Annotated in this window: 16 protein-coding genes; 4 read left to right on the top strand and 12 right to left on the bottom strand. The window is 39.2% G+C overall.

Annotated features, from left to right (window positions below; all coding sequences use genetic code 11):
• Positions 1 to 4: 4 nt before the first annotated feature.
• The 9 genes from CRN97_RS09670 to CRN97_RS09630 form a co-directional block, all read right to left on the bottom strand.
• Complete coding sequence (locus tag CRN97_RS09670) at positions 5 to 2,146, bottom strand: glycoside hydrolase family 3 C-terminal domain-containing protein (RefSeq protein ID WP_097076736.1); 2,142 nt, start codon at positions 2,144 to 2,146, stop codon at positions 5 to 7.
• On the bottom strand, positions 2,118 to 2,738 hold the full coding sequence (locus CRN97_RS09665; protein ID WP_242962061.1) for a YesL family protein: 621 nt from the start codon (positions 2,736 to 2,738) through the stop codon (positions 2,118 to 2,120). Before CRN97_RS09665 ends, CRN97_RS09670 begins: the two co-directional genes overlap by 29 nt.
• Positions 2,739 to 2,911: 173 nt before the next feature.
• Entirely contained in the window at positions 2,912 to 3,706 is a 795-nt protein-coding gene (gene proC, locus CRN97_RS09660; RefSeq protein ID WP_097076734.1) for a pyrroline-5-carboxylate reductase, read from the bottom strand.
• A gap of 11 nt (positions 3,707 to 3,717) precedes the next feature.
• On the bottom strand, positions 3,718 to 5,007 hold the full coding sequence (locus CRN97_RS09655) for a PLP-dependent aminotransferase family protein (RefSeq protein ID WP_097076733.1): 1,290 nt from the start codon (positions 5,005 to 5,007) through the stop codon (positions 3,718 to 3,720).
• 22 nt (positions 5,008 to 5,029) lie between these two features.
• A complete protein-coding gene (locus CRN97_RS09650; protein ID WP_097076732.1) occupies positions 5,030 to 6,352 on the bottom strand; it encodes a replication-associated recombination protein A in 1,323 nt (440 codons plus the stop codon).
• A gap of 221 nt (positions 6,353 to 6,573) precedes the next feature.
• Entirely contained in the window at positions 6,574 to 8,100 is a 1,527-nt protein-coding gene (locus CRN97_RS09645) for a glycoside hydrolase family 32 protein (protein ID WP_097076731.1), read from the bottom strand.
• Between the two features lie 32 nt (positions 8,101 to 8,132).
• Positions 8,133 to 9,791 (bottom strand): ABC transporter substrate-binding protein, encoded by a 1,659-nt coding sequence (locus CRN97_RS09640; RefSeq protein ID WP_097076730.1) that lies wholly within the window; start codon positions 9,789 to 9,791, stop codon positions 8,133 to 8,135.
• 44 nt (positions 9,792 to 9,835) lie between these two features.
• Positions 9,836 to 10,747, bottom strand: a complete 912-nt coding sequence (locus tag CRN97_RS09635) for a carbohydrate ABC transporter permease (protein WP_097076729.1) — start codon at positions 10,745 to 10,747, stop codon at positions 9,836 to 9,838.
• Between the two features lie 13 nt (positions 10,748 to 10,760).
• Positions 10,761 to 11,672: an ABC transporter permease gene (locus CRN97_RS09630; protein ID WP_033151549.1), complete on the bottom strand. Its 912-nt coding sequence runs from the start codon at positions 11,670 to 11,672 to the stop codon at positions 10,761 to 10,763.
• A 263-nt stretch (positions 11,673 to 11,935) separates the two neighbouring features.
• Between CRN97_RS09630 and CRN97_RS09625 the strand changes: the two genes are divergently transcribed.
• The 3 genes from CRN97_RS09625 to CRN97_RS09615 are packed head-to-tail and all read left to right on the top strand — an operon-like array spanning position 11,936 to position 14,246.
• The gene (locus tag CRN97_RS09625) at positions 11,936 to 12,991 is read left to right on the top strand and encodes a LacI family DNA-binding transcriptional regulator (protein WP_097076728.1); all 1,056 of its coding nucleotides are present in this window, start codon (positions 11,936 to 11,938) and stop codon (positions 12,989 to 12,991) included.
• Positions 12,992 to 13,006: 15 nt separating this feature from the next.
• Positions 13,007 to 13,645: a YesL family protein gene (locus CRN97_RS09620; protein WP_097076727.1), complete on the top strand. Its 639-nt coding sequence runs from the start codon at positions 13,007 to 13,009 to the stop codon at positions 13,643 to 13,645.
• Complete coding sequence (locus CRN97_RS09615; protein WP_097076726.1) at positions 13,629 to 14,246, top strand: hypothetical protein; 618 nt, start codon at positions 13,629 to 13,631, stop codon at positions 14,244 to 14,246. Before CRN97_RS09620 ends, CRN97_RS09615 begins: the two co-directional genes overlap by 17 nt.
• Here the strand turns inward: CRN97_RS09615 and CRN97_RS09610 are convergent.
• Complete coding sequence (locus CRN97_RS09610; protein ID WP_097076725.1) at positions 14,235 to 18,743, bottom strand: hypothetical protein; 4,509 nt, start codon at positions 18,741 to 18,743, stop codon at positions 14,235 to 14,237. The two genes, CRN97_RS09615 and CRN97_RS09610, sit on opposite strands and share 12 nt — an antisense overlap.
• Before the next feature lie 10 nt (positions 18,744 to 18,753).
• On the bottom strand, positions 18,754 to 20,250 hold the full coding sequence (locus CRN97_RS09605) for a glycoside hydrolase family 32 protein (RefSeq protein WP_097076724.1): 1,497 nt from the start codon (positions 20,248 to 20,250) through the stop codon (positions 18,754 to 18,756).
• A 229-nt stretch (positions 20,251 to 20,479) separates the two neighbouring features.
• On the opposite strand from CRN97_RS09605, the gene CRN97_RS09600 reads away from it, so the two are divergent.
• Entirely contained in the window at positions 20,480 to 21,535 is a 1,056-nt protein-coding gene (locus CRN97_RS09600; RefSeq protein ID WP_097076723.1) for a LacI family DNA-binding transcriptional regulator, read from the top strand.
• A 10-nt stretch (positions 21,536 to 21,545) separates the two neighbouring features.
• Here CRN97_RS09600 and CRN97_RS09595 read toward each other — a convergent pair whose 3' ends face one another.
• On the bottom strand, positions 21,546 to 22,442 hold the full coding sequence (locus tag CRN97_RS09595) for an alpha/beta hydrolase (RefSeq protein ID WP_097076722.1): 897 nt from the start codon (positions 22,440 to 22,442) through the stop codon (positions 21,546 to 21,548).
• Between the last annotated feature and the right edge of the window lie 4 nt (positions 22,443 to 22,446).

The following is a 22,446-nucleotide window of genomic DNA, read 5'->3' as shown; positions in this document are numbered from 1 at the left end:
TATCCTAGTATTCCACCTGAATAGTTTCCCCTTTCAATTCTATTTCAAATACATCACATTTATTTCCAGTAAGCTCTTTGCTTCTACCATCAGGCTGACTTGTTCCAACAGCTATCTTAAACTTGCCTGGCTCTACAATAGCATTTCCTTTTTCATCGATGATTGCAAAATCTCTTGGAGCAAGCTCAAATGAAACTGTCTTTGTCTCCCCTGGTGTAAGTGAGACTCTCATTACTTTTCTCAAAGACCACAATGGAACTCTTGTTGATGCTTCCACGTCCTTGATGTACAACTGAACCACTTCTTTTTGATTCATACTTCCTTGGTTTGTCACATCGATATTCACTGTAAAATGCTCATTCATGTTGCCTGAAAGTTTATCAATAGAAGCATTTTCGCATTTGATTTTGGAATATCCCAATCCATATCCAAATGGATAAAGTGGTGTTCCCTTAAAATATCTATAAGTTCTATTATCCATAGAGTAATCTTTGAAATCAGGTAAATCTTTGTCAGATGCGTAGAATGTAACAGGAAGCTTTCCGCTTGGGCTTTCCTGTCCAAACAGTACCTGAGCAATAGCTTTTCCACCTCTTGCTCCTGGATACCAGCATTGCATTATGGCATTTACGTTTTCCTGTGCCCATGATAAATCAAGGGCTGAACCAGATAAAAGAAGAAGAACAACTGGCTTTCCTACTGCAGTTATTTTTTCAAGTAATTCCTGCTGTAAACCTGGAAGCTTAAGACCCTTTTTATCACCGCTGCCGAACTCATTTCCAGCGTCACCTTCTTCACCTTCGATTGTGGAATCTAAGCCTAAGCACATAACCACAACATCTGAATGCTCTGCAACTGCCATAGCTTCTGCAAAATCATCTCTCGCTTCGCTAAGCACATGCATTCTATCCTTCCAAAGATGAGTTCCATCTGCATGGAATACTCTTACATCATCTCCAACAAATCTCTGGATACCTTCAAGTGGAGTGATATATTCAGATGAAATTCCTTCGTAATTTCCAACAAGGGCTATTCTTGAGTTTGAATTAGGACCAATGACTCCTATGGTCTTTAACTTGTCTTTATTCAGTGGCAAGACGCCATCATTCTTTAATAAAACAAAGCTTTCCTTTGCTGCTTCATTAGCTAAATCCTTATGCTCTTTGCATTCCACCACTTCATATGGAATATCATCATATTTACTTTTTCTTTCAGGAAGAGTTCCTAAGCGTAATCGAAGTTCAATCAATCTTTCAACTGCAGTGTTAATTGTCTCCTCTGAAACAAGTCCAGCTTTATATGCATAAATTAACTTTTCATATACACATCCGCAGTTCAAATCGCAGCCGTTATTCACAGCCAATGCTGCCGATTCCACTTCACAGCCTGTGACCTTATGATTTTCGTGAAAATCTCTGATAGCCCAACAGTCAGAAACAACATGTCCTTCAAAGCCCCAGTCATCTCTCAGGATGTCCTTTAGTAAGCGTTTACTTCCACAAGCTGGCTCTCCGTTTACACGATTGTAGGCTCCCATAACAGACTCTACCTTTGCATCCTTTACAAGTCTCTTAAAGGCGTAAAGATAAGTATCGTACAAATCCTGATCTGATACCCTGGCATCAAAATGATGTCTGTCTGCCTCCGGACCAGAATGAACTGCAAAATGCTTTGCGCAAGCAGCTGCCTTGGGATTATCAAGATCTGGACCCTGTAATCCTTTTACAAAAGCCATTCCCAACTGGCCAGTAAGATATGGGTCCTCACCATATGTTTCATGGCCTCTGCCCCATCTTGGGTCTCTGAAAATATTTACATTTGGTGCCCAATATGTAAGTCCCTTATAAATATCTCTATCACCATGCTTAGTGAACTGATTGTATTTAGCTCGACCTTCTGTAGAAGTAGCATCACCAATTTTCTCCACTAGTGCCTCATCAAATGTAGCTCCCAGTCCAATTGCCTGAGGAAAAACTGTTGCATCTCCAGCTCTGGCCACCCCATGCAAAGCCTCATTCCACCAACAATATGCTGGTATCCCCAACCTATCTATAGCTGCTGCGTGATATAGCATCTGACTAGTCTTTTCTTCCATAGTCATTTGCGACACTATTTCTTTAGCACGCTTCATTGTTTCTTGATTCATTTTCATCTTCTCCTTTTGTAATCATTTCTAGCTGAGTGTCGAACTCCTTACTGATGTAGTAAAGAGAGACAGTAGTAACAAGTATCCAAATTCCCAGCCCCCACTGGATATACCATGCACAAATAATATATGGTAAAAAAGTTACTATAAAAATCAGTACCATTCTTGGGATATTAAGTATTGCCATAACTATGGATGCTTTTACCAAATCCTTTGTTGTGGTCTGAAATCTTGCCATAAAAGGAAACATGCAATAAATAATTGACCATACCAAAAAAGTAATAACTGCTAGTACCACTCTCATAGGAATAGGCATTGATTTGGCCATTCCAAAGAAAAGGTTGTACCAGTCAAAAGCCAAAATCAGTAATACCAACAACTCCGCAATCCATACTGGAGTAATCTGCTTGAAATTTAAGCAAAATGACTTAAAGAAGCTTTTTACTGCACTTGGTTCTTCTCCCTTAGCTATCTTCATGGAAACATAATATTTAGCAGTAAAAGACGCACCAATAGTGATTATTGGTATAGAACATAGAACACAAAGCAAATTTAATATAATTAAATCCGTCGCCTTCCCTAGAAATTCCATTACCTCGCTGTCCGGTCTTAGGATATTCATAACAATCTCTCCTTTTTTGCAAAAAAATAACTATTCAGCCTAATCTGATATACCTCAGATTATTCTGAATAGTTACATATTATCATTATGAAAAATATTGTGGCCCTTACTTTTTGTGCCTTTGATGTAAGATTTTTTACATATTATAAATCTCTAGATTTTTCGATACAGATTCGTTCTGCTTCGATAACTGCGCTTCTGAATCCTGCTGCCTCGAGAGCTGCAACAGCCTCGATAGTGGTGCCACCTGGAGAGCAAACTGCATCCTTGAGAACCCCTGGATGCTCACCAGTTTCAAGAACCATTTTGGCTGAACCTAGAACTGCCTGCGCTGCAAACTTGTATGCTTGTGTACGAGGCATTCCCTCTGCAACTGCTCCGTCAGCAAGTGCTTCGATGAACATATAAACATAGGCTGGTGAAGAACCGCTAATTCCAACTACTGCATCCTGAAGACGCTCTGGAATAATTTCTGCCTGTCCAAATGCTTCAAAAAGCTTTAATACAGTGGCTGCTTCATCTTCTGAAACAAGCTCATTAGGGCTAAGAGCGCTCATGCCTTCTCCAACAAGTGCTGGAGTATTTGGCATTACTCGGATAAGCTTGAGCTCCTTGCCAAACATTCCTGTAAGACGTTCCAATGACTGACCTGCTGCAATACTAACAACAAGCTTATCACTGAAATCCATATCCTTGATGCCATCTACTACCTTAGCTAAAAACTGAGGCTTTACAGCAAGAAAAATGATGTCTGCAAATTCTACTGCGTCTCTATTATCAGTGCTAGTATGTACTCCAAACTCTTCGCTGATTCTATCAAGCGCTGCCTGGAAAATATCTGTAGCCATAACATCAGTAGCTTCTACCATGCCTGAGGAAATGATTCCTCCCATCATGGCACTACCCATGTTACCTGTTCCAATAAAACCTATCTTCATAAAGAAACCTCCTATTCAGCCTTGGCCAAAATAAGCTTTTCAAGATATGCAATACGAGCACAAACTGTAAAGATTTTTGCTGCTTCCTCTAATTCTTCGATTGGTGGAAGAGATGGAGCAAATCTGATGATTGAATCGCCTGGATCCATGTGGTATGGGAATGGTGCACCAGCTGGTGTAAGCTTAACGCCTGCCTCTGCTGCCAAATCTACGATACGTGTAGCTGTTCCCTTTGGAGCCTCAAATGTGATGAAGTAGCCACCCTTTGGAGAAATCCATGAACCACATCCTGGGCCTGTTAAATCATCTTCCATTGTCTTGATAACAAGCTCAAACTTAGGACGAAGAATCTTTGCATGTCTTTCCATGTGCTTAGATACTGATTCAACATCCTGGAAATATCTAGCATGACGAAGCATGTTGATTTTGTCGAATCCAATTGTCTGAACTGTAAGTGTCTTTTTGAGCTCCTCACGGTTGTTGTGGTTGCATGCGATAGCTGCAATTCCACCACCTGCAAATGTGATTTTAGAAGTAGAAGCGAACTCAAATACGAGATTTGGATTGTCTGCTTCCTCGCACTCGTGAAGGATATTTAAAATCTTGCTCTTTTCTTTGTATAAGTGATGTACCGCATATGCGTTATCCCAGAATACTCTGAAGTCCTTAGCTGCTGGCTTAAGATTTGCCATACGTCTAACAACTTCGTCTGAGTATACAATACCCTGAGGATTTGAGTACTTTGGTACGCACCAGATACCCTTGATTGTGTCATCTGCTGCAACAAGTCCCTCAACAACATCCATATCAGGACCATCCTCATTCATAGGGATGTTTATCATATCAAAACCAAAATGCTGTGTAATAGCAAAATGTCTGTCATAACCAGGAACTGGGCAAAGCCATTTAACTCTTTCAAGCTTGCACCATGGTGTGCAGCCATCAAAACCAAACATGTATCCACGAGCAACTGTATCAAACATGATGTTTAATGATGAGTTGCCGCATACGATTACCTGCTCTGGCTGGCAATCCATGATTTCTGCCATAAGATGCTGAGCTTCTACGATACCTTCCAACTGTCCGTAATTTCTAGTCTCAACACCATTCATGCATTTCATAAGAGACTTTCCATCAAGGATGTCGAAAAGTGGCATAGAAAGATTGAGCTGCTCTACGGATGGCTTTCCACGGCTCATATCAAGCTTTAAGCCCTTTGCCTGCCAAGCAACATACTCTTTTCTAAGTAGCTCCTTCTCTGCTTCAAGTTCTTCGGGTGACATTTCACTGTACTTTTTCATTGTTGGTCCTCTTTCATTTACTTTATTTATTATTTCGTACTTTATCTAAGTACTCATTAATAACTTGTTCATAACCGAGATTTCCTGGTCTGTAAAAATCTCCACTTTCAAGTCCCTCTGGAAGATATCTCTGGTGTGAGAAATGGTTAGGATAATCGTGAGCATATTCATAACCTATGCCATGTCCTAGCTTTCCAGCAGACTTATAGTGTGCATCCTGCAGATGTGTTGGAATTGGTCGCGTGTGGTTGTTTCTCACTTCTTGCATGGCTAAATCAATAGCTCCGTAGGCTGAATTTGATTTAGGTGCACATGCTACGTATGTAGCAGCGTGAGAAAGAATAATCTGACACTCTGGCATACCGATTCGTTCTGTTGCAAGGAATGCGCTGGTAGCAACTACCAGTGCCTGAGGATCAGCATTTCCTACATCCTCTGATGCACAAATACATATACGTCTTGCAATAAATTTGGGATCCTCTCCTGCGTAAAGCATTCGAGCCAAATAATAAACAGCCGCATCTGGATCTGAGCCTCTCATACTCTTTATAAAAGCAGAGATGGTGTCGTAATGATTATCGCCATCTTTGTCGTATTTGATAACTCTACGCTGAATGCATTCACTGGCAACATCTATGGTGATGTGGATTTTACCATCGTCGGATCTGTCTGTAGTGAGAACGCCAAGCTCAATAGCTGTAAGAGCGCTTCTGGCATCGCCATTTGCAATGTCTGCTAAAAACTCTAAAGCGTCATCATCGATAACAGCATCGTAGCTTCCAAGTCCCTTTTCTGAATCTGTTAAAGCTCTGTTGATGAGGGTTTTAATATCCTCTATATCAAGTGGCTTTAGCTCGAAGATGATTGAACGGGAAAGCAAAGCTCCGTTGACCTCGAAGTATGGATTCTCAGTGGTGGCTCCTATAAGAATGATGGTGCCGTCCTCAACGAATGGAAGCAGATAATCCTGCTGGCCTTTATTGAATCTGTGAATCTCATCGATAAATAGAATTGTTTTTTTGCCGTATGCACCAAGTGTCTGTTTAGCTCCCTCAACAACTGCCTCCATGTCCTTTTTGCCGGATGTGGTGGCATTGATGGAAGTAAACTCTGCAGATGTGGTGTGGGCGATTACCTGTGCAAGTGTGGTCTTGCCTGTACCAGGTGGTCCATAAAATATAATAGAAGAAAGCTTGTCCGCCTTAATGGCTCTGTAAAGGAGCTTGTCCTTGCCAATGATGTGCTGCTGGCCAACCACTTCATCAAGTGTGGTAGGACGAAGCCTAGCGGCAAGAGGCGATTCCTTTTTCTTTGCTTCCTGTCTCATGTAATCAAATAGATCCATGTAAAACCTTCCTTATCTTGATACTATCGTACGCATTCATAATAGCACATTTGTTCTGTATAGGACAGAGTTTTCACATTTAATCTATACAAAAAAAAGTATCAAGAGGTCACTTTACTAAACTAAAGTAATCGCTCTTGATACTATACTATAATTTTTTCAGTATTACAATAAAAAATTTCCGTAGGGCGGACATTTGTCCGTCGCTGGCAATAATCAATTTAGTTTAGATCGTATTTTGTAATGTTGATAACTGCATCCTCATTTGTGTTGAAATAGATGCCATCGCAAGATACATCAGTTGGAAGCGATGCTGTCATAACGTACATTCCATCCTCGAAGAATACTTCCATGCTGTATCTATCCATTACAATTCTAAGCTTGATTGTCTCGCTCTTCCATGGAATATGAGCTCTACGCTGATGCACTATTGCACGTCTCGAGCCAGAAAACTTTCTGTCAATCTTTGCAATGTTTTCCTTTGGACGAAGAACGATATCTGTATGATACTTGTCATCTGCTGCAATTGAGATAACGAATCTGTCATACATAGCCTGAATATCCTTAGGCTTAACTTCTAATTCTAGATCTAAACATCTGCCATTAATGCCTTCTAATGAAACACCACCTACAACGCTTTCGCTATCACTGTCTTTGATGTTCTTTGTAGCAGTAATATCGTAATCACGATACTCTACTTTATTAGAACGCATATCTTCTACTTCTTTAATTGGCCACTGGCATAATCTACCATCTCTGATAGAAAGCTCTCTTGGAAGTGACATCTGGCCGAACCATGGCTCTGATCCATCATGGGCCCCCGTTGTATCCCAGTTCTGCATCCAGCCAATCATGACTCTTCTGCCATCTTCTGTGAGAATTGTCTGCATAGCGTAGAAATCAATTCCGTAATCAACTGCCTGAACATTTTCTTCTGTAAATGTATCTGTTGCAGAATCGAAATCACCAATTATGCAGAGGTTACCATTGCCGTTGTGGAATTCAAATCCTTCAGGAAGCATATCCTGTGGACTTGTTAAAAGAACACCTTTGCCTTCTAATTCAAAGAAGTCTGGACATTCCCACATGAGACCATATCTGCGCTCATTCTTTGCAAATATTTTCTCGAACTCCCAGTGAATGCAATCTGCACTCTTAAATAGAAGTAAATGTCCACTTCCATCTGGTGCTCTGTTGGCAACTAAACATCTGTAGCTGCCATCTTCTTTTTTCCAAATCTTTGGATCTCTAAAATCTGTTTTGCTTGACCCCTCAGGGATAAGGTCTGAATTAATAACAGGATTGTTTTCGTATTTCTCGTAATCTAATCCGTCACCGACTGCTATACACTGTGTCTGGAACTCTTTCATCTGACCATTTTCAGCTGTTCTTTTCATAACGCCAGTGTAGATAAGAAGATGTCTGCCATCCTCTAGAGTGATGGCACTTCCTGAGAAGACGCCATCCTTGTCGTAGAACTCATCTGGAGCCAAAGCAACTGGAAGAAACTCCCAATGAAGCAAATCAGTACTTGTGGCATGGCCCCAATGCATTGGGCCCCAGTGTGCATCATATGGATGATACTGGTAGAATAAATGATACTTCCCTTCATAATAACTTAATCCATTAGGGTCATTCATCCAACCAACCCTAGGCGATAAATGAAACTTTGGTCTATCCTCCTCAGGTATTAATTTCTCATAGACCTCCTCGTATTTTCTCGCCTCTCTAAGTGTTTGACTGCTCATTGGTATTTATAATTCCTTCCGTGTTTTATTTCTTAATTAGCATAGAAATCATCAAAGTACTTCTGATAGATTTCCAAATATTGATCTAAGCCGTAGCTATCTACCTGATCAAGGTATGACTGCCAAGTAGCATCTGTAATACCATCTCTGATAAACTCAGCCTTGCTTGAATTTAAATATGATACTAAATCTGTCTGAATAGCTGAAAGCTTTTCTGTATCATCAGCAGACATAAATACCTTTGGATATACATACTTGCAGTGCATATCATCTGTGTAGTAGTCCTTAATCCAATCAAGACGATACTGGGCATCATCTGGGCATGTTACGTATACATCATAGTACTCATCTAATACTGCAAGTGGTCCGCTTACGCACTCTGCCTCACGAACCTCAACAGGTGAAGCATCACCTAAAGCTGCATGCTTAAGCATTGGCTCGCCGTTTGCATTCTCGCTAAGCTCGAAGATATCGAAATCATCATCCTCGCCGTATGTACCCCAGTTGTTCTGTGGAGACTGGAATGGATCATACATCTGATCTAACCAAGCACATACTAATGCAGGGTTTGAACATACACTTGTTACTACGCAACGTCCTCTATCAAAACCAGAAGTAAATGAACCATTCTGTGGAGTAACGCTTACTGTATCTGCCTTAAGAGCTGCAAGTGGAACATAGTCCTGAATGTTGTCGATGTTTGCAACATCCCATGAGAAGCATACACCATATCTGTGTGATTTACCCTTTGCAACGTATGTTGACCAATCCTGTGTGAAGCACTCTGGATCGATTAAGCCTTCGCTGTAAAGCTTATGTAACCATTCTACACCATCTCTAAAACCATCTGTAGTTGCAGTACATACAACTTTTCCGTCATCATTTACTGCAATATGCTGACCCATATCTACATCACCGATACCATCGCCAAAACCATTAATCAAAAGGTTTGGATCCTGATCATTTACGATGCAAGACATAGGAATGATGTCACCATCAATGTTGAACTCTTTCTGAAGCTCACTTGAGTGCTCCTGGAAAGCTAAAAGAACCTGCTCAAACTCATCTACTGTTGTAGGTGTTTCAAGTCCAAGGAAATCTAACCACTTCTGGTTGATGAATGTCATGTTGTTACCAACTGTCTGGATAGCAGTCTTCTCTGAACCAAGCTGCTCAATCCATGGTAATGCCCAGATGTGACCATCTTCATCTTCGCACATTGTACGGTATTCTGGATACTTCTCGAATACAGTGCTTAAGTTTGGCATATACTCATCAATGTAATCCTCTACAGGAATGATAACGCCCTGATCAGCGTATCTTAAAAGATCACTATCACTGAAGCCTGCGTTAAATACGAAATCTGTAAGTGTGTTTACATTAGCCATATTCAATGAAATCTTGTCGCCCCACTGATCTGAAGAAATGGCTGTCCATTCAACATGTACGTTTGTGTCATCCTCAAGTCTTTTGAAGATTGTACGATTGTTTGGCTCCTCCTCTGTTCCTGTTGGATAGCTAATCATACCTGTGATTGTTACCTTCTCATCCAAAGGAAATGATAGATTTGATACATCTACCTTGTCTGCGTTGCTTGCGCTGTTACCCTTTGATCCACAGCCTGTGAATGCTGACGCTGCCATAGTCATAGCAAGAGCGGCTGCTGCGAATCTCTTTACATTTTTCTTCATTTTATCTCCTCCATTTAATATATATAATAGCTACACGCTACTATTTATCCCTTAACTGAACCAACCATAATTCCAGCATCGAAATACTTCTGGAAGAATGGATACATAACTAAAAGTGGCAAGCTTGAAATAATGATTGTTGAGTATTTTAATAACTCTGCAAGTCTTGCTCTTTCTGCTGTTGACTGCATATCTGCAATCATTCCTGCATCTGGCTGATTCTGAATCAGAATAGCTCTAAGCACCAACTGTAATGGCTGCTTTGAAGCTGTGTTTAAATAAATCATTGCATCGAAGTAGCTGTTCCACATTCCGACGAACTGCCATAAGCAAAGCACCGCAATAACTGGTGTACATACTGGAAGTAGAATCTTGAAGAATAATGTAAGCTCATTTGCTCCATCAACTTCTGCTGCTTCTCTAAGCTCTCCTGGAATTCCTTTATAATATGTACGTGCAATAATCATGTTCCATACTGAGAAAGCTCCTGGAAGAATTACTGCCCACATGCTATCAAGAAGACCAAGATTGCTGATTAACAAATATGTAGGAATCAATCCACCGCCGAAAAACATTGTTATCATAAAGATAACGTTGAAAATCTTTTTCCCTTTAAAGTCATCCAATGACATTGGGTAGGCACATAGCATTGTTATGGCGACTGAAAGGAAGGTAAACAACAACGAATAAATTACGGCATTTCTAAAGCCTACCCAAATCTGTGAATTGGAAATAACTCTTTCATATGCTGTTAATGTCCATTTATCTAAGTCAAATGTGATTCCTTGGTTTTGCAATGTAATTGGATCCATAAATGAAGCAATTACTATGTAAACCATTGGCACGATTATGGCCAATACAAATAATCCTAAAAGTACATATCCAACTAATAAGAATGTTTTATCTCCAGCTGAATACTTGGCAAATGTACTTTTCTTCTTTTTCTTATTCTCCATCGTATCCTCCCAATTACAGGCCCTGGCCGTCGTTCATTTTCTCAACAACTTTGTTTACTGATAAAAGTAGGATTAAGTTGATGACTGTATTGAACAAACCAACCGCTGTTGAATAACTGTAGTTTCCATCCAACAAACCTTTTTTGTATACGTAAGTAGCAATGATTTCTGAAGCACCTAAGTTCAAGTCTGTCTGTAAAGCATATGCCTTTTCAAAACCAATGCTCATTATGTTACCAGCCTGTAAAATGAACTGGATGATTACCATATCTTTAATGGCAGGCCATTCAACTGCCTTAATCTGCTGGAAGATGTTTGCTCCATCAATCTGAGCTGCTTCCTTTAATTCCTGACTTGCATTTGCAAGTGATGCAGTGTACATGATTGACGCCCAACCAGCACCCTGCCAAATACCACTTATAATGTAGATAGGTCTGAATGCTTCTGGAAGTGTAAGGAAGTTGATTGTTGTGTGGAACAACATATTAACTGGTCCTGTTACTGAAAGAAGAATTCTTACCATACCGCAAAGTACAATTACTGATATGAAGTTTGGCATGTATAAAACAAGCTGAATTTTTTGTTTGATCTTGCTGCTCTCAATTCTATTAAGAAGAAGTGCAAGAATGATTGGAACTGGGAAGCCCCATAACAATCCAAATACACTAAGCTTTAATGTATTAACCAGATATGACATGAAATCTGGGGATGATAGGAACTGCTGAAAATATTCAAACCCAACCCATTCACTTCCGAAGAAGCCTTTGAAAGGACTGTACTTTTCAAATGCAATCAAAATACCACCCATTGGCAAATACTTAAAAATGATTGTAAGTAAAAGCGCTGGTCCCAAGAAGAAAACATATAGTCTCCAATGATGTGTCACATACGTAATCGTATTGTGAAATTTGCCTTCCTTTTCCATTTATCCTCCTCATATACACCCAAAACATTTGTGTGCGTTTGCACAACTTGTGTATGAATTTACTATACCATTTTTTACATTTGTGTCAATGCGATTTTGTTTATTTGTAACATTATCACAATACTCTACTTTTCTTTTTGTAAAAATGAACCATCTTAATTTTTACATTTGACAAATATATTTTTACATTTTATAATTTTATCAACGGATTTAGACAATAAATCCTACAGCGGATTTTTACATTAAATAAATAGGAGAATATAATGGCAAACAAAGTAACAATTCAAGATATTGCCGATGCTCTTGGTGTTTCAAGAAACACCGTATCAAAGGCAATCAATAACACCGGCATCCTTGCTGATGCCACACGCGAAAAGGTATTAGCGAAAGCTGTTGAAATGGGGTACAAACAGTTTTCATACGCAAATTCAGTTTCCGATATCTTCGGAGGAAGCATAGTAAAGAAACCAGAGCACACTGGTGAAATTGCTCTTTTTACAGGAAGCTTTTTGGATAACTCCCATTTCGCTTCTACTATGTTAGACAAATTCCAGCATGAAATTACAGATTTGGGATATAGCATGTTGATGCATCGTGTTACTCCTGCCAATATTGCTGATATGGTTTTACCAGCCAGCTTTAACAGAGAGCGCACAAAGGGCATCATATGTGTAGAAATGTTCAATCAGAAGTACTGTGAAATGCTTTGTAGCCTTGGCATCCCAATGCTATTTGTGGATGCACCAGTTGAAAGCTACAGCAATCAGCTTGAAGCAGATGTGCTTATGATGGATAATTCAGCGGGCTTCTTTAACTTGATTTCTAATATGAAAGAACGCGGTGTTAAAAAGATTGGTTTCGTTGGCCAGGCTAATCACTGCCGCTCTTTCTTTGAACGATATATGGCTTTTAGAAATGCAATGTATTTAAATGGACTTCCAATAGATGAAAAGTTCTGTCTTACAGATATTCATCCACATGGCCCAGAATATTTTGCCTATCTATTTAAAGTCATTTCAGCACTTGATGAGCTTCCAGAATTGCTTATCTGTGCCAACGATTTCATTGCAATAGACATAATCAACTGCCTCAAGGTTATGGGTCTTTCATATCCAAAGGATGTTATGGTTGCAGGCTTCGATGATTCAGCAGAATCAAAGGTTATGACACCAGCCTTAACCACCTGTCACATTCACTCACAGATTATGGGCTTTACTGCTGCCAATCTTTTGGTATCTCGTATCGAACAGCCTGATTTAAACTATCGCACTGTTTATACCGAGACAAACCTTATTTATAGAGAATCTACTAGGGATTAATTAGTAGGAGATTTTATGAGAAATTTACTTAATTACGATGGTCCGGTTCTGACCTTTCTTACCAAGATTGTCTACAGCGTTTGGCTAAACATACTTTGGTTTATTTGCTGTATACCAATTGTCACAAGCGGAGCATCTACAACAGCTTTGTACTACTGCTGTCAAAAGATAGTAAAAGATGAAGAAGGCTATATTACCAAGGCTTTCTTTAAAGCTTTTAAGGACGATTTTAAGAAAAGCACTATTATCGGATTGATTATGACCTTATTAGGCTGTGTCATCGTCACAGACGGATACATCCTTTATCATCTTTGTTTTACATCAAAGCTTTGGACATTAATCAGTGCTGTACTTATCATAGCTTCTATCGCATATACGATAATATTGCTTTGGATTTATCCTTTACATGCCCACTTCGAAAATACGATAGCTAATCTTTTCAAGAACTCCATTATGCTTGGTATGCGTTTTATTTTTTGCACCGTCATAATGTTTGGCGTATTTCTTATTATGGGATACATCGTATATTACGTTTGCACACCATGTATCATCCTGGGGGTTGGCACATGTGCACTTATTAATTCCATGCTAATGAAAAATATTTTGATTCAATGCGAGCTACAAAGCACTGAGAACTATGAAGAACAGAACTAATACATTTTCACAATTAAACAAAAAACAAAAGCTGCAGTACATCATGGATTACTACAAAATCCACATAATAGTCACTGCAGCTATTATTTGTATTCTTTTTTCTATCATAAGAACTATTCATAAAAATCATGACATAGATTTATATGTGGCCTATGTAAATATTGCCACCGATGATAGCATGCTAAAATCTATCGATGAAGAATCGGGTCTTAACATTTCCAACTATACAAATCTACTTATCACTGAAGATCCAGCAAGTGACAATTTAGAGTATGCCTATGCATCTTCTATGAAGCTCATGTCTGCCATTAGTGCTGGCAAGCTTGATATCATTGTTGCTGATAGCTACGGCATCGAAATGGCTAATAACGCTGGATATCTTACAAATCCAAAGGATTATTTAGAGTCAAAAAATCCTGCCCTTGCAAATCAATTAGAGAACTATTACGTAGAGGATGAAAGCTGTGTTCCATATGCCATCGATTTATCTTACTCTAATATATTTGTTCAAGCAGGTTTTTCTGAACATCTTTATGTTGGCATCGTCGCCTCTGAGGAGGTTTCCCCAGAGGTTTCCGATTACCTGTTATCAATCAACTGATTTGATATTTACCACTAATCTACCTCCATCCCAGGCATCGTTGCCTTCTGGATCTATGGCAAATAGTATTACATCGCCCTTCTTTACATCTATTGTTTTATCGAATGTGGCTTCTCTTTCTGAATCAAAGTTTCCAGCTGTTTGATTTTCAAAGTATATCTCCTGTCCGTTTACTCTGATTCTCATGCAAGTTCCTGTAGCATTTTCATCTTCATTATTTGCAAACTTCACATAGCTTCCAGAAATATTGATTGTTCCATCTTGTGCTACTACCCATTTGTAAGCTGCATTTCTGCCGTTTCCTGGTTCAACAAAATCCGACTTAAGCTCTGGCTTACCATCGTTAAAGTATCTGTTTGCCCCTGAATCATAGCCTAACTCGCTAAAGTTTGCTCCATCCCAATCGCACATTCCATAATACCATCCATCAGAGCCCTGCTCACCAAATGCAGATGCAAGATTAGTATTATTTGTTCTGCCATCTGTTTCAGGTTCATCTGATGGCTCTGGGTCTGTGTTTTCACCTGGATTTTCTGGCTCATCAGGATCATCTGGAGTGTCCGGAGTCTCTGGTTCATCATCATTTCCTGTTCCATCAGAAATCTTGATTTCAAGGCGTCCACCGTCATAACTATCGTTGCCCTCAGGGTTTACCGCAAATACGATTTCATCTCCTTCGTGAACAACATATTCTTCATTGATATCCCTAGTTACTTCACTTGAGAAATTGCCTTGAACACCAATAAACTTCTTTTCATCTCCGTTGATAAAGATTCTGATAACTACGCCATCTGCTGCAGGATCATTGCTACTAACAAACTTAGTGTATTTTCCTGTTACCTTAATCTTTCCTGTTTCACCTGAAACCCATTTGTATGCAGCGTTCTTACCATTTCCTGGTTCAACAAAATCTGCCTTAAGCTCTGGCTTACCATTGTTGTAGTATCTGTTGTTTTCTGTGTCCATTTCAAGCAATTCAAAGTTCTTGCCATCCCAATCGCACATTCCATAATACCATCCATCTGAGCCCTGCTCGCCAAATGCATTCTTAAGATTTGTATTATTTGTTCTGCCAGTTGACTCTGAATTTGCTTCGTATATACTTACCGAAAGCTTTCCAGCATCATATGCATTATTTCCCTTTGCTGAGATTAAAAATGATACTTTATCGCCTCTGTGAATATCCTGCTTAGTGAACATGAAATCGATTTTGTTATCATTTCCATCACCTGCAAATACTGCAACATCCTGCTCAGTTAAAAGCTTATCATTTATGTAGATTTGAATCTTTGTACCATCTGGATAGCTTGGATTTGAATCATTCTGACCAAACTTTACATAATCTCCTAAAATATCAATTTTGCCATCTGAATAAGCTACCCATTGATAAATAGCTGCTCCATTTTTACCTGGATGAACGTAGTCCTTCTTTATTTCAAGACCTTCATTTTTACCTGAAAGATAAGCAGTTTTATCATCATTCATGTAATGAAGAACCTTTGCATCTTTCAGAGATGTTCCGTCTAAGAACCACCATCCATCTGTACCCTGTTCAATAGAGTCGATAGCACCAAGAACAGTATTGTTTGTTCTCTCTTTATTACCAACACCAACCTTTGTTGCATTGGCGTCTTCAATATCAATTTCAAGGCGACCGCCATCCCATGCATTATTCTTATTGCAACCAATGTCAAAAGTGATGACTTCTCCAGCTTTAACACTTAACTTTGAAATATTGATATCAATCTTGTTACTTCGGTCCTCTCCTCGTGGACAAGAACATGTTTCATCAAAAATATCTTTGCCATTTCTGTATACAGTAACTGTTGTTCCATCTGGCCAGGTTGCATTAGGGTCCTCGTGACCAAACTTCACATAGGCTCCAGTTATATCAATTTCACCATCTACCGCTACAACCCACTTGTACATTGCATGGGCATTGAGTCGAGGCTGAACAAAATCCTTCTTAACCTCTAAGCCTTTAAGCTTTCTAGAAGTATAACCAGTACCATCCTCTGTCTTCTGACGAAGAACCTCTGCCTTATCTACACTCTTACCTTCCCAGTAGTACCAACCATTGTTGCCCTGCTCACCAAAATCAAGTGCAAGATTTGCATAATTGCTACCACTGTTATTTACCATATCAACAGTTTTTAAATCTGCATCTTCGATTACAAATGTGAAATTACCACCGTCATAGGCTGTATTTTCCTTGCCATCTACCATAAGTGTCAGGCAATCTCCTGCTTTTACATTTACACCTTCTACTGACAAATCCTTTGTTACTTCTCTATCTGTAAGAGGTGCAAAATCCTGCTGTTTAAGGATTTCGTTGTTCTTCTTGAGATATACTGTTACACCATCTGGCCAATCAGGATTTGCATCCTCATTTTTCAGCTTTGTATAGGTCAATGAAATATCTACTGGACCAGTCTGAGCTGCAACCCATTTTACATTTGCTGATCTGCCTTTATTGGCTGGCATGATGTAGTCTCTCTTTATTTCAATTCCGTCGTTAGTTGTGTACTTATCATTTTCTTTGTAAGTCTCAACATTTACCGCAAAATCAGGGTCAAGATAATATCCTGACTGGAATACCCAACCATTGCTTCCCTGCTTTCCGAAGTCTTCCTGCATTGAAGCGTTATTTGTTCTAGAACCGCCTGTGGAAGTAACATCCTTATGAGTCTTACCTGTAAGAGGTGATAATCCCTTTATTGAAAACTCATAGCTTCCTCCATCATAGGCGTTGTTGTCCTTACCATTTACGACCATTGTGATGAAGTCGTCTTTTTTAACAGACACTTTTTCTACGTTCAATGACTTTGTAATCTCTTTTTTAGTGTCAGCTTCAAACTCTTCCTGAACTAAAACTTCATCATTGTGATAGATGGTTACTCTAGTACCATCAGGCCAGCTTGGATTCTTATCTTCGTTTTTGAACTTTGTATAAGATGCATCGATTTTGATATCACCAGTCTGGGCAACCTTCCACTTAATTACTGCAGATTTGCCCTTTCCTGTGTTCACAAAATCACGCTTAATTTCCAAATAGCTGCTATCAAAATATCTATCTTCTTCAGTTTCGAAGTTTTGCATGTTATATGAACCAGTTGGCTCATCACCAAATCCATCCTGATAGAACCATCCGTTTTTGCCCTGCTCGCCGAAATCATATTTTACATCTGCAAAGTTCTGTCTTGTCTCCGATTCATCTATCTGAACATCTGCTTCTGTAGTTGCTCCTGTTCTATCAATGATATTAATATCGAAGCATCCGCCGTCATATGATGAGTTGATTCCTGCATCAACCACAAAATATAGCTTATCTTTTGTTGTTACTTCTAAGTCCTGCTCTCTAAAGGAAATGCTGTTTTCTCCCTTAGCTGGAGCAGCCACCTTCTTATTGAATAGCTTTTCACCATTCTTGTATACAGATACAACTACACCATCTGGCCATGTTGGATCACCATCGTTTTGCTCAAACTTGGTGTACTTTCCTCTGACCTCAATCTTTCCATCCACTGCTGGCTGCCAGCAAAGCATAGCCTCGTCATTTATAGCTGGATGGATGAAATACTGGCTAATTGTAAGATTTGGAGATGTAACATTCATGTATGCTCCATCTTTTTCTGTGGATACAAGCTTGGCATCCTTTACACTTTTGCCGTAAAGATACGTCCAACCATTATTTCCCTGCTTTCCAAAATCCTCCTGAGAGTTTGCATTATTATTCTCTCTTGTGGTATCTACCGAAGCAGTTGGCCCTTTAGAGTTTACATCGTTGATAGCAACATAAAGCGAACCACCATCAAATGCATTGTTCATGTTTGGGGCAACGATAAAGTATAGGCTCTCCAATTCCTCCACAGATAAATCCTTGATTGTTTCCTCTACAACCTCTTCCTTATCTGTGCTTACATCTACTTCGTATCTGCCGATTGCTTCATCGCCCTTGTACACATAAAGTGTGACACCATCTGGATAAGAAGGATTCTTGTCCTTGTTGGCATTCTTTACGTAAGTCAGCTGTACATTTACTTTACCTGTATCTGCAGCTCGCCACTCAAGAATTGGCGCCGTTCCTTCGGCAGTGTGGATGAAGTTTGATTTTATTTCCATACCTGTTTTTCCAAGCTGAAAATACTTTTCTCCATCATAAGACTCAAGTCTTCTAGACTTTACAGGATCCAAAGCTGAACCATATCTATAAAACCAGCCGTTATTTCCCTGCTCACCAAAGTCTGCTACATTAAAGGCATTGTTTGTTCTGCTTGGATCATCCACAAATTCAGGCTCTACGTATTCGTCTGAAAAAAATGAATCCGGCCATCCGCCTCCTAAGGCTATTATCTCATCCTTAATTTCCATAGGATGATTCGTCATTACCACTGCAGCAACCGCAATAGCTGCCGTGGTTCCAGATGCAATCAGCGCCGTTTTTACCTTGTGAGCCAGGATAGCCTGAAGCACCTTACTAATCCCCTCTTTTAACATTATTATCCTCCTACTTACTAATACTCATATTTTCGAATACCACATTAGAATTAACTGAGAAAATTCCCCATTCCATTCCCTGTGATAAATACATGCGAGTTGTAAAAGCCAGCTCATCGTTTACATACATGCAAACAACTCCATCAGAAATAACCATTGATACATGTAGCTCTTTCTCCTTTGACAAATCAAAATCAACATATGATTGAGCGCTTATTTCCATTATGTTGCTGCCGTTGTAAAACTCGATTCTATTATTTGCCCCGTTGAAAATGATATTCAGATTGCCTACATTTTCAGTGTTTGTATTGAAGCAAAAGCCAAACATACCATCAGCATCAAAATCCTTGATATCTGCCTTTAACAGGTAGCTTCCCATTAGATTCTTGAAGCCAACCATTTCATATTTGTCGCCGCTAAAAGTATAGGTTGTACCGTCTGCTTTCACAGTCTCTGTCATTTTCAGTGGTTCCAAATCTAGTTCATGTACCAGCTTCTTATTAATCTCTGGATTCAATACTGGTGATAATGTTCCATCATCATTTTGATTCAAAAGATGAGTGACCATATTTCCACCCCAGTCATATTCTCCTGTATCCTGGTGTTCCTTCTTGGTTCCATTCCAGCCTACTACATAAAGATTCTCACCATCTGTCTCCAATCTTCCTGCGTAGAATCCATTGCAATCAAATGTATCTCTTTCAGGCTTTTCAAATGGACCATCCAAAGAATCTGATACTCGATAGTGAACAACTCTGTTTGGCCACTGATCAGAAAATGCTAAATAGTATTTTCCTTTATATTGAAGAAGCGATGGACACTCCATATTTGAATCGGTTCCCAAGTCATTCTCAAAGAAGACTCCCTCGTCAGTCCATTTGCTCAAATCATTGGATGTGTATTTTACGATAACTCCCTTATTATCAAAACGAGTGGTTACGAGCATCTCGTAGCATTTGTCATCAGCCGAATAATAAACATATGGATCTCTGAAATCGTCTGTGGAATACTTGCCTGCACCTGTAAATGTATCTGATGGAATCTTTTCCCAGTTTTCAAGGTCCGAACTTGTAGCATGCATCACAGCTTCCTTGGGTTCATATGTGTCATTATGGCCTGTGTAAAAGGCATGATAGATTCCTTTATCATCCTTGATTACGCTTCCTGTACCAAGTGCAATATCCTGACTTTCGACAGTATCTCCATAATTAATCACCACACCCTTGTCATCATACTCTGTAAAATTGCTGGTCTGAATCAAAGCCCATGGATGATATCCCTGCTTTCCATTTCGCTGATCTGCCAAATAGAAAACATTATATTTTCCATCATCGTAAAAAGGCATTGTGTCACCAATAAACCCTTCTACCGATGCTGGGAATAATTCGTAGTTTTCGTATTCTTCTCCCATGTACTTTTCTTCCTCTGCCTCTACTGTCTGATTGCCGCATCCAATCATATTAATTGCCATGATACCGGCCAATGTCACTACTGCTGCTTTTCTCATATTACCTCCCTAAGGTGCATTTGCACTATATCTTGCACCATAAATTTTACATTCATGGTGCATATAAATCAATAATACTTTGCATAAGTAACAAATCTTTGTGCAAATGTAATCAAATGCACCATTCATTTTGTTAGAAATTACATACTAGACTATTTCAAAATGTTACAATTGACACATTTATAACCTTCAAGTATGATTGATATTAGATTAAATTTAGGAGACTATTATGAGTAAAAGGGTTACTTTACAAGAAATTGCAGACGCTCTTGGATTGTCACGAAATACTGTTTCAAGAGCCCTTAATAATACAGGAAATGTTTCAGAAGAAACACGAAATCAAATATGCCAAACTGCCATTTCAATGGGATATAAGCAATTTAGTATGCCTGATTCAAGAGCCATGTACAATGGTGCAGTGAGTGCAAATGTACCTGCTTCAGATGGAAAAACTGAAATTGCACTATTTACACATTCCTTCCCTGGCTACTCTCACTCTGGAACCAAGCTTTTAGAAGCATTCCAGCACAAAATCGATAGCCTTGGTTACAAATTAACCATCAACATTATCAGAGATTATGAAATAGACAATCTATGTTTCCCTAGCAATCTCAACATTAATAATATTGCCGGCATTCTATGTATAGAGCTTTTTTCCGAAAAGTACAGCGAGTTCTTGTGTAAGCAAAACATACCTCTTCTATTCATAGATAGCCCCATCTCCCATCGCTGCGATATCAATGCAGATGTTTTGTATATGGAAAATCTATCAAGCTCTTATCACATGCTTGATACTCTGATAAAAAAAGACTGCAAGAATGTCTCTTTCGTAGGTGACCGTTTCCACTGCCAATCATTCTTTGAGAGATGGCAAGCATACGTGTCTGTTCTTGCAGATAGAGGAATTAATATAGATACAGCAAACTGCATATTAGAGGATGACAGTTGCCCATATTCAGATGTTATATGGCTTAGTGAACAAATAAAAGCCCTTAAAACCATGCCAGATTTGTTCTTCTGTGCTAACGACTTCTTGGCAATGTCGGTTTTAAAGGCTCTTAGATTGTTAGGCAAGGATGCTCCTGCAGATGTAAAGGTGTGTGGCTTTGATGATGCCCCTGAGGCAGCCCTTTTAGAGCCAAGCCTCACAACCGTTAAAATCCATAGCAGTTCTATGGGGTACACAGCTGCAGAAATTCTTCTTTCTAGAATTGCAAATCCTCTTATGCCATATAAGAAAACATACATCGAAACTGATGTTATATACAGGGATTCCACTAAATAAGTGGAATCCTTTATTTTATATACTTTTTGAAGAAAGCAACCTCATCTTGGTTGATTTGTTTTGCCTCTTCAAGATTCATATTGACATGACACACATGTCCCATGTATTCCTGACCTTCCGCTCCATAAAGCTTCCATTCTGTATCGATTCCCTTGTCCTTAAGGAAATTGTACATAGGCTCTGCATTAGCTTTTAGGAAATCATAGTAGGATGTCATAACATAGGCTGGTGGGAAGTTTTCAGTAATGTGACCTAACACATCAAGCTGTTTCTTTACTTCATCATCGTCTCTTCCAACATACATGTTGTACAAATCCTGAGTGAATTTTTCATTTCCCTTTCCACCTGCTTCAAGGCCAAATTTATACATTCCACAATTGAGAGCAATAGCCCTAACCTTTATTTCCTGTGGAGTGCTGAATGGAAATAGCTTTTCATACTCTGGATTTGTGAAGATAGCTGCATAGTGGCTGCACATCTGTGCTCCAGCAGAATCTCCCACTAAGAATACATTGTTAATATCAATATTGTACTGGGCTGCATTTTTCACCATCCACTGCATCACTTGATTGATTTCACTAAGCTGAGATGGGAACTTGGCCTTAGGTGCCAAATGATAGTTGAAATTCACAACTGTGAATCCAAGGCCTGCAAGATATACACAATAGTGTTTGTAAATCTCCTTTGTGCCGTAGATATATCCACCGCCATGAATACTGACAATTGTTGGTTGAATTTCATTTGTGCCCTTCTTGAAATAAACATCTAAAAGGTTGTATTTATCGCTGTTTCCAAGATAGTTGATGTTTGTTTCAAGTTGAATATCATCTGGTACTTTCAATGTTGAATCCCTCTTTTTGTCCCCCTTTGCTGCCATATACTTAAACATGAATGTTTGAAATGACATAATA

This window comes from Pseudobutyrivibrio ruminis DSM 9787 (assembly GCF_900218035.1).
GTDB lineage: Bacteria > Bacillota > Clostridia > Lachnospirales > Lachnospiraceae > Pseudobutyrivibrio > Pseudobutyrivibrio ruminis.
Note: the sequence above shows the minus strand (reverse complement) of the source record. Positions and strands in the feature narration are given on the sequence as shown.

Bases quoted from the DNA above. Each gene is read 5' to 3' on its own strand.
- CRN97_RS09670 (WP_097076736.1), bottom strand. From the start codon at position 2,146: ATGAATCAAGAAACAATGAAGCGTGCTAAAGAAATAGTGTCGCAAATG.
- CRN97_RS09665 (WP_242962061.1), bottom strand. From the start codon at position 2,738: ATGGAATTTCTAGGGAAGGCGACGGATTTAATTATATTAAATTTGCTT.
- proC (WP_097076734.1), bottom strand. From the start codon at position 3,706: ATGAAGATAGGTTTTATTGGAACAGGTAACATGGGTAGTGCCATGATG.
- CRN97_RS09655 (WP_097076733.1), bottom strand. From the start codon at position 5,007: ATGAAAAAGTACAGTGAAATGTCACCCGAAGAACTTGAAGCAGAGAAG.
- CRN97_RS09650 (WP_097076732.1), bottom strand. From the start codon at position 6,352: ATGGATCTATTTGATTACATGAGACAGGAAGCAAAGAAAAAGGAATCG.
- CRN97_RS09645 (WP_097076731.1), bottom strand. From the start codon at position 8,100: ATGAGCAGTCAAACACTTAGAGAGGCGAGAAAATACGAGGAGGTCTAT.
- CRN97_RS09640 (WP_097076730.1), bottom strand. From the start codon at position 9,791: ATGAAGAAAAATGTAAAGAGATTCGCAGCAGCCGCTCTTGCTATGACT.
- CRN97_RS09635 (WP_097076729.1), bottom strand. From the start codon at position 10,747: ATGGAGAATAAGAAAAAGAAGAAAAGTACATTTGCCAAGTATTCAGCT.
- CRN97_RS09630 (WP_033151549.1), bottom strand. From the start codon at position 11,672: ATGGAAAAGGAAGGCAAATTTCACAATACGATTACGTATGTGACACAT.
- CRN97_RS09625 (WP_097076728.1), top strand. From the start codon at position 11,936: ATGGCAAACAAAGTAACAATTCAAGATATTGCCGATGCTCTTGGTGTT.
- CRN97_RS09620 (WP_097076727.1), top strand. From the start codon at position 13,007: ATGAGAAATTTACTTAATTACGATGGTCCGGTTCTGACCTTTCTTACC.
- CRN97_RS09615 (WP_097076726.1), top strand. From the start codon at position 13,629: ATGAAGAACAGAACTAATACATTTTCACAATTAAACAAAAAACAAAAG.
- CRN97_RS09610 (WP_097076725.1), bottom strand. From the start codon at position 18,743: ATGTTAAAAGAGGGGATTAGTAAGGTGCTTCAGGCTATCCTGGCTCAC.
- CRN97_RS09605 (WP_097076724.1), bottom strand. From the start codon at position 20,250: ATGAGAAAAGCAGCAGTAGTGACATTGGCCGGTATCATGGCAATTAAT.
- CRN97_RS09600 (WP_097076723.1), top strand. From the start codon at position 20,480: ATGAGTAAAAGGGTTACTTTACAAGAAATTGCAGACGCTCTTGGATTG.
- CRN97_RS09595 (WP_097076722.1), bottom strand. From the start codon at position 22,442: ATGTCATTTCAAACATTCATGTTTAAGTATATGGCAGCAAAGGGGGAC.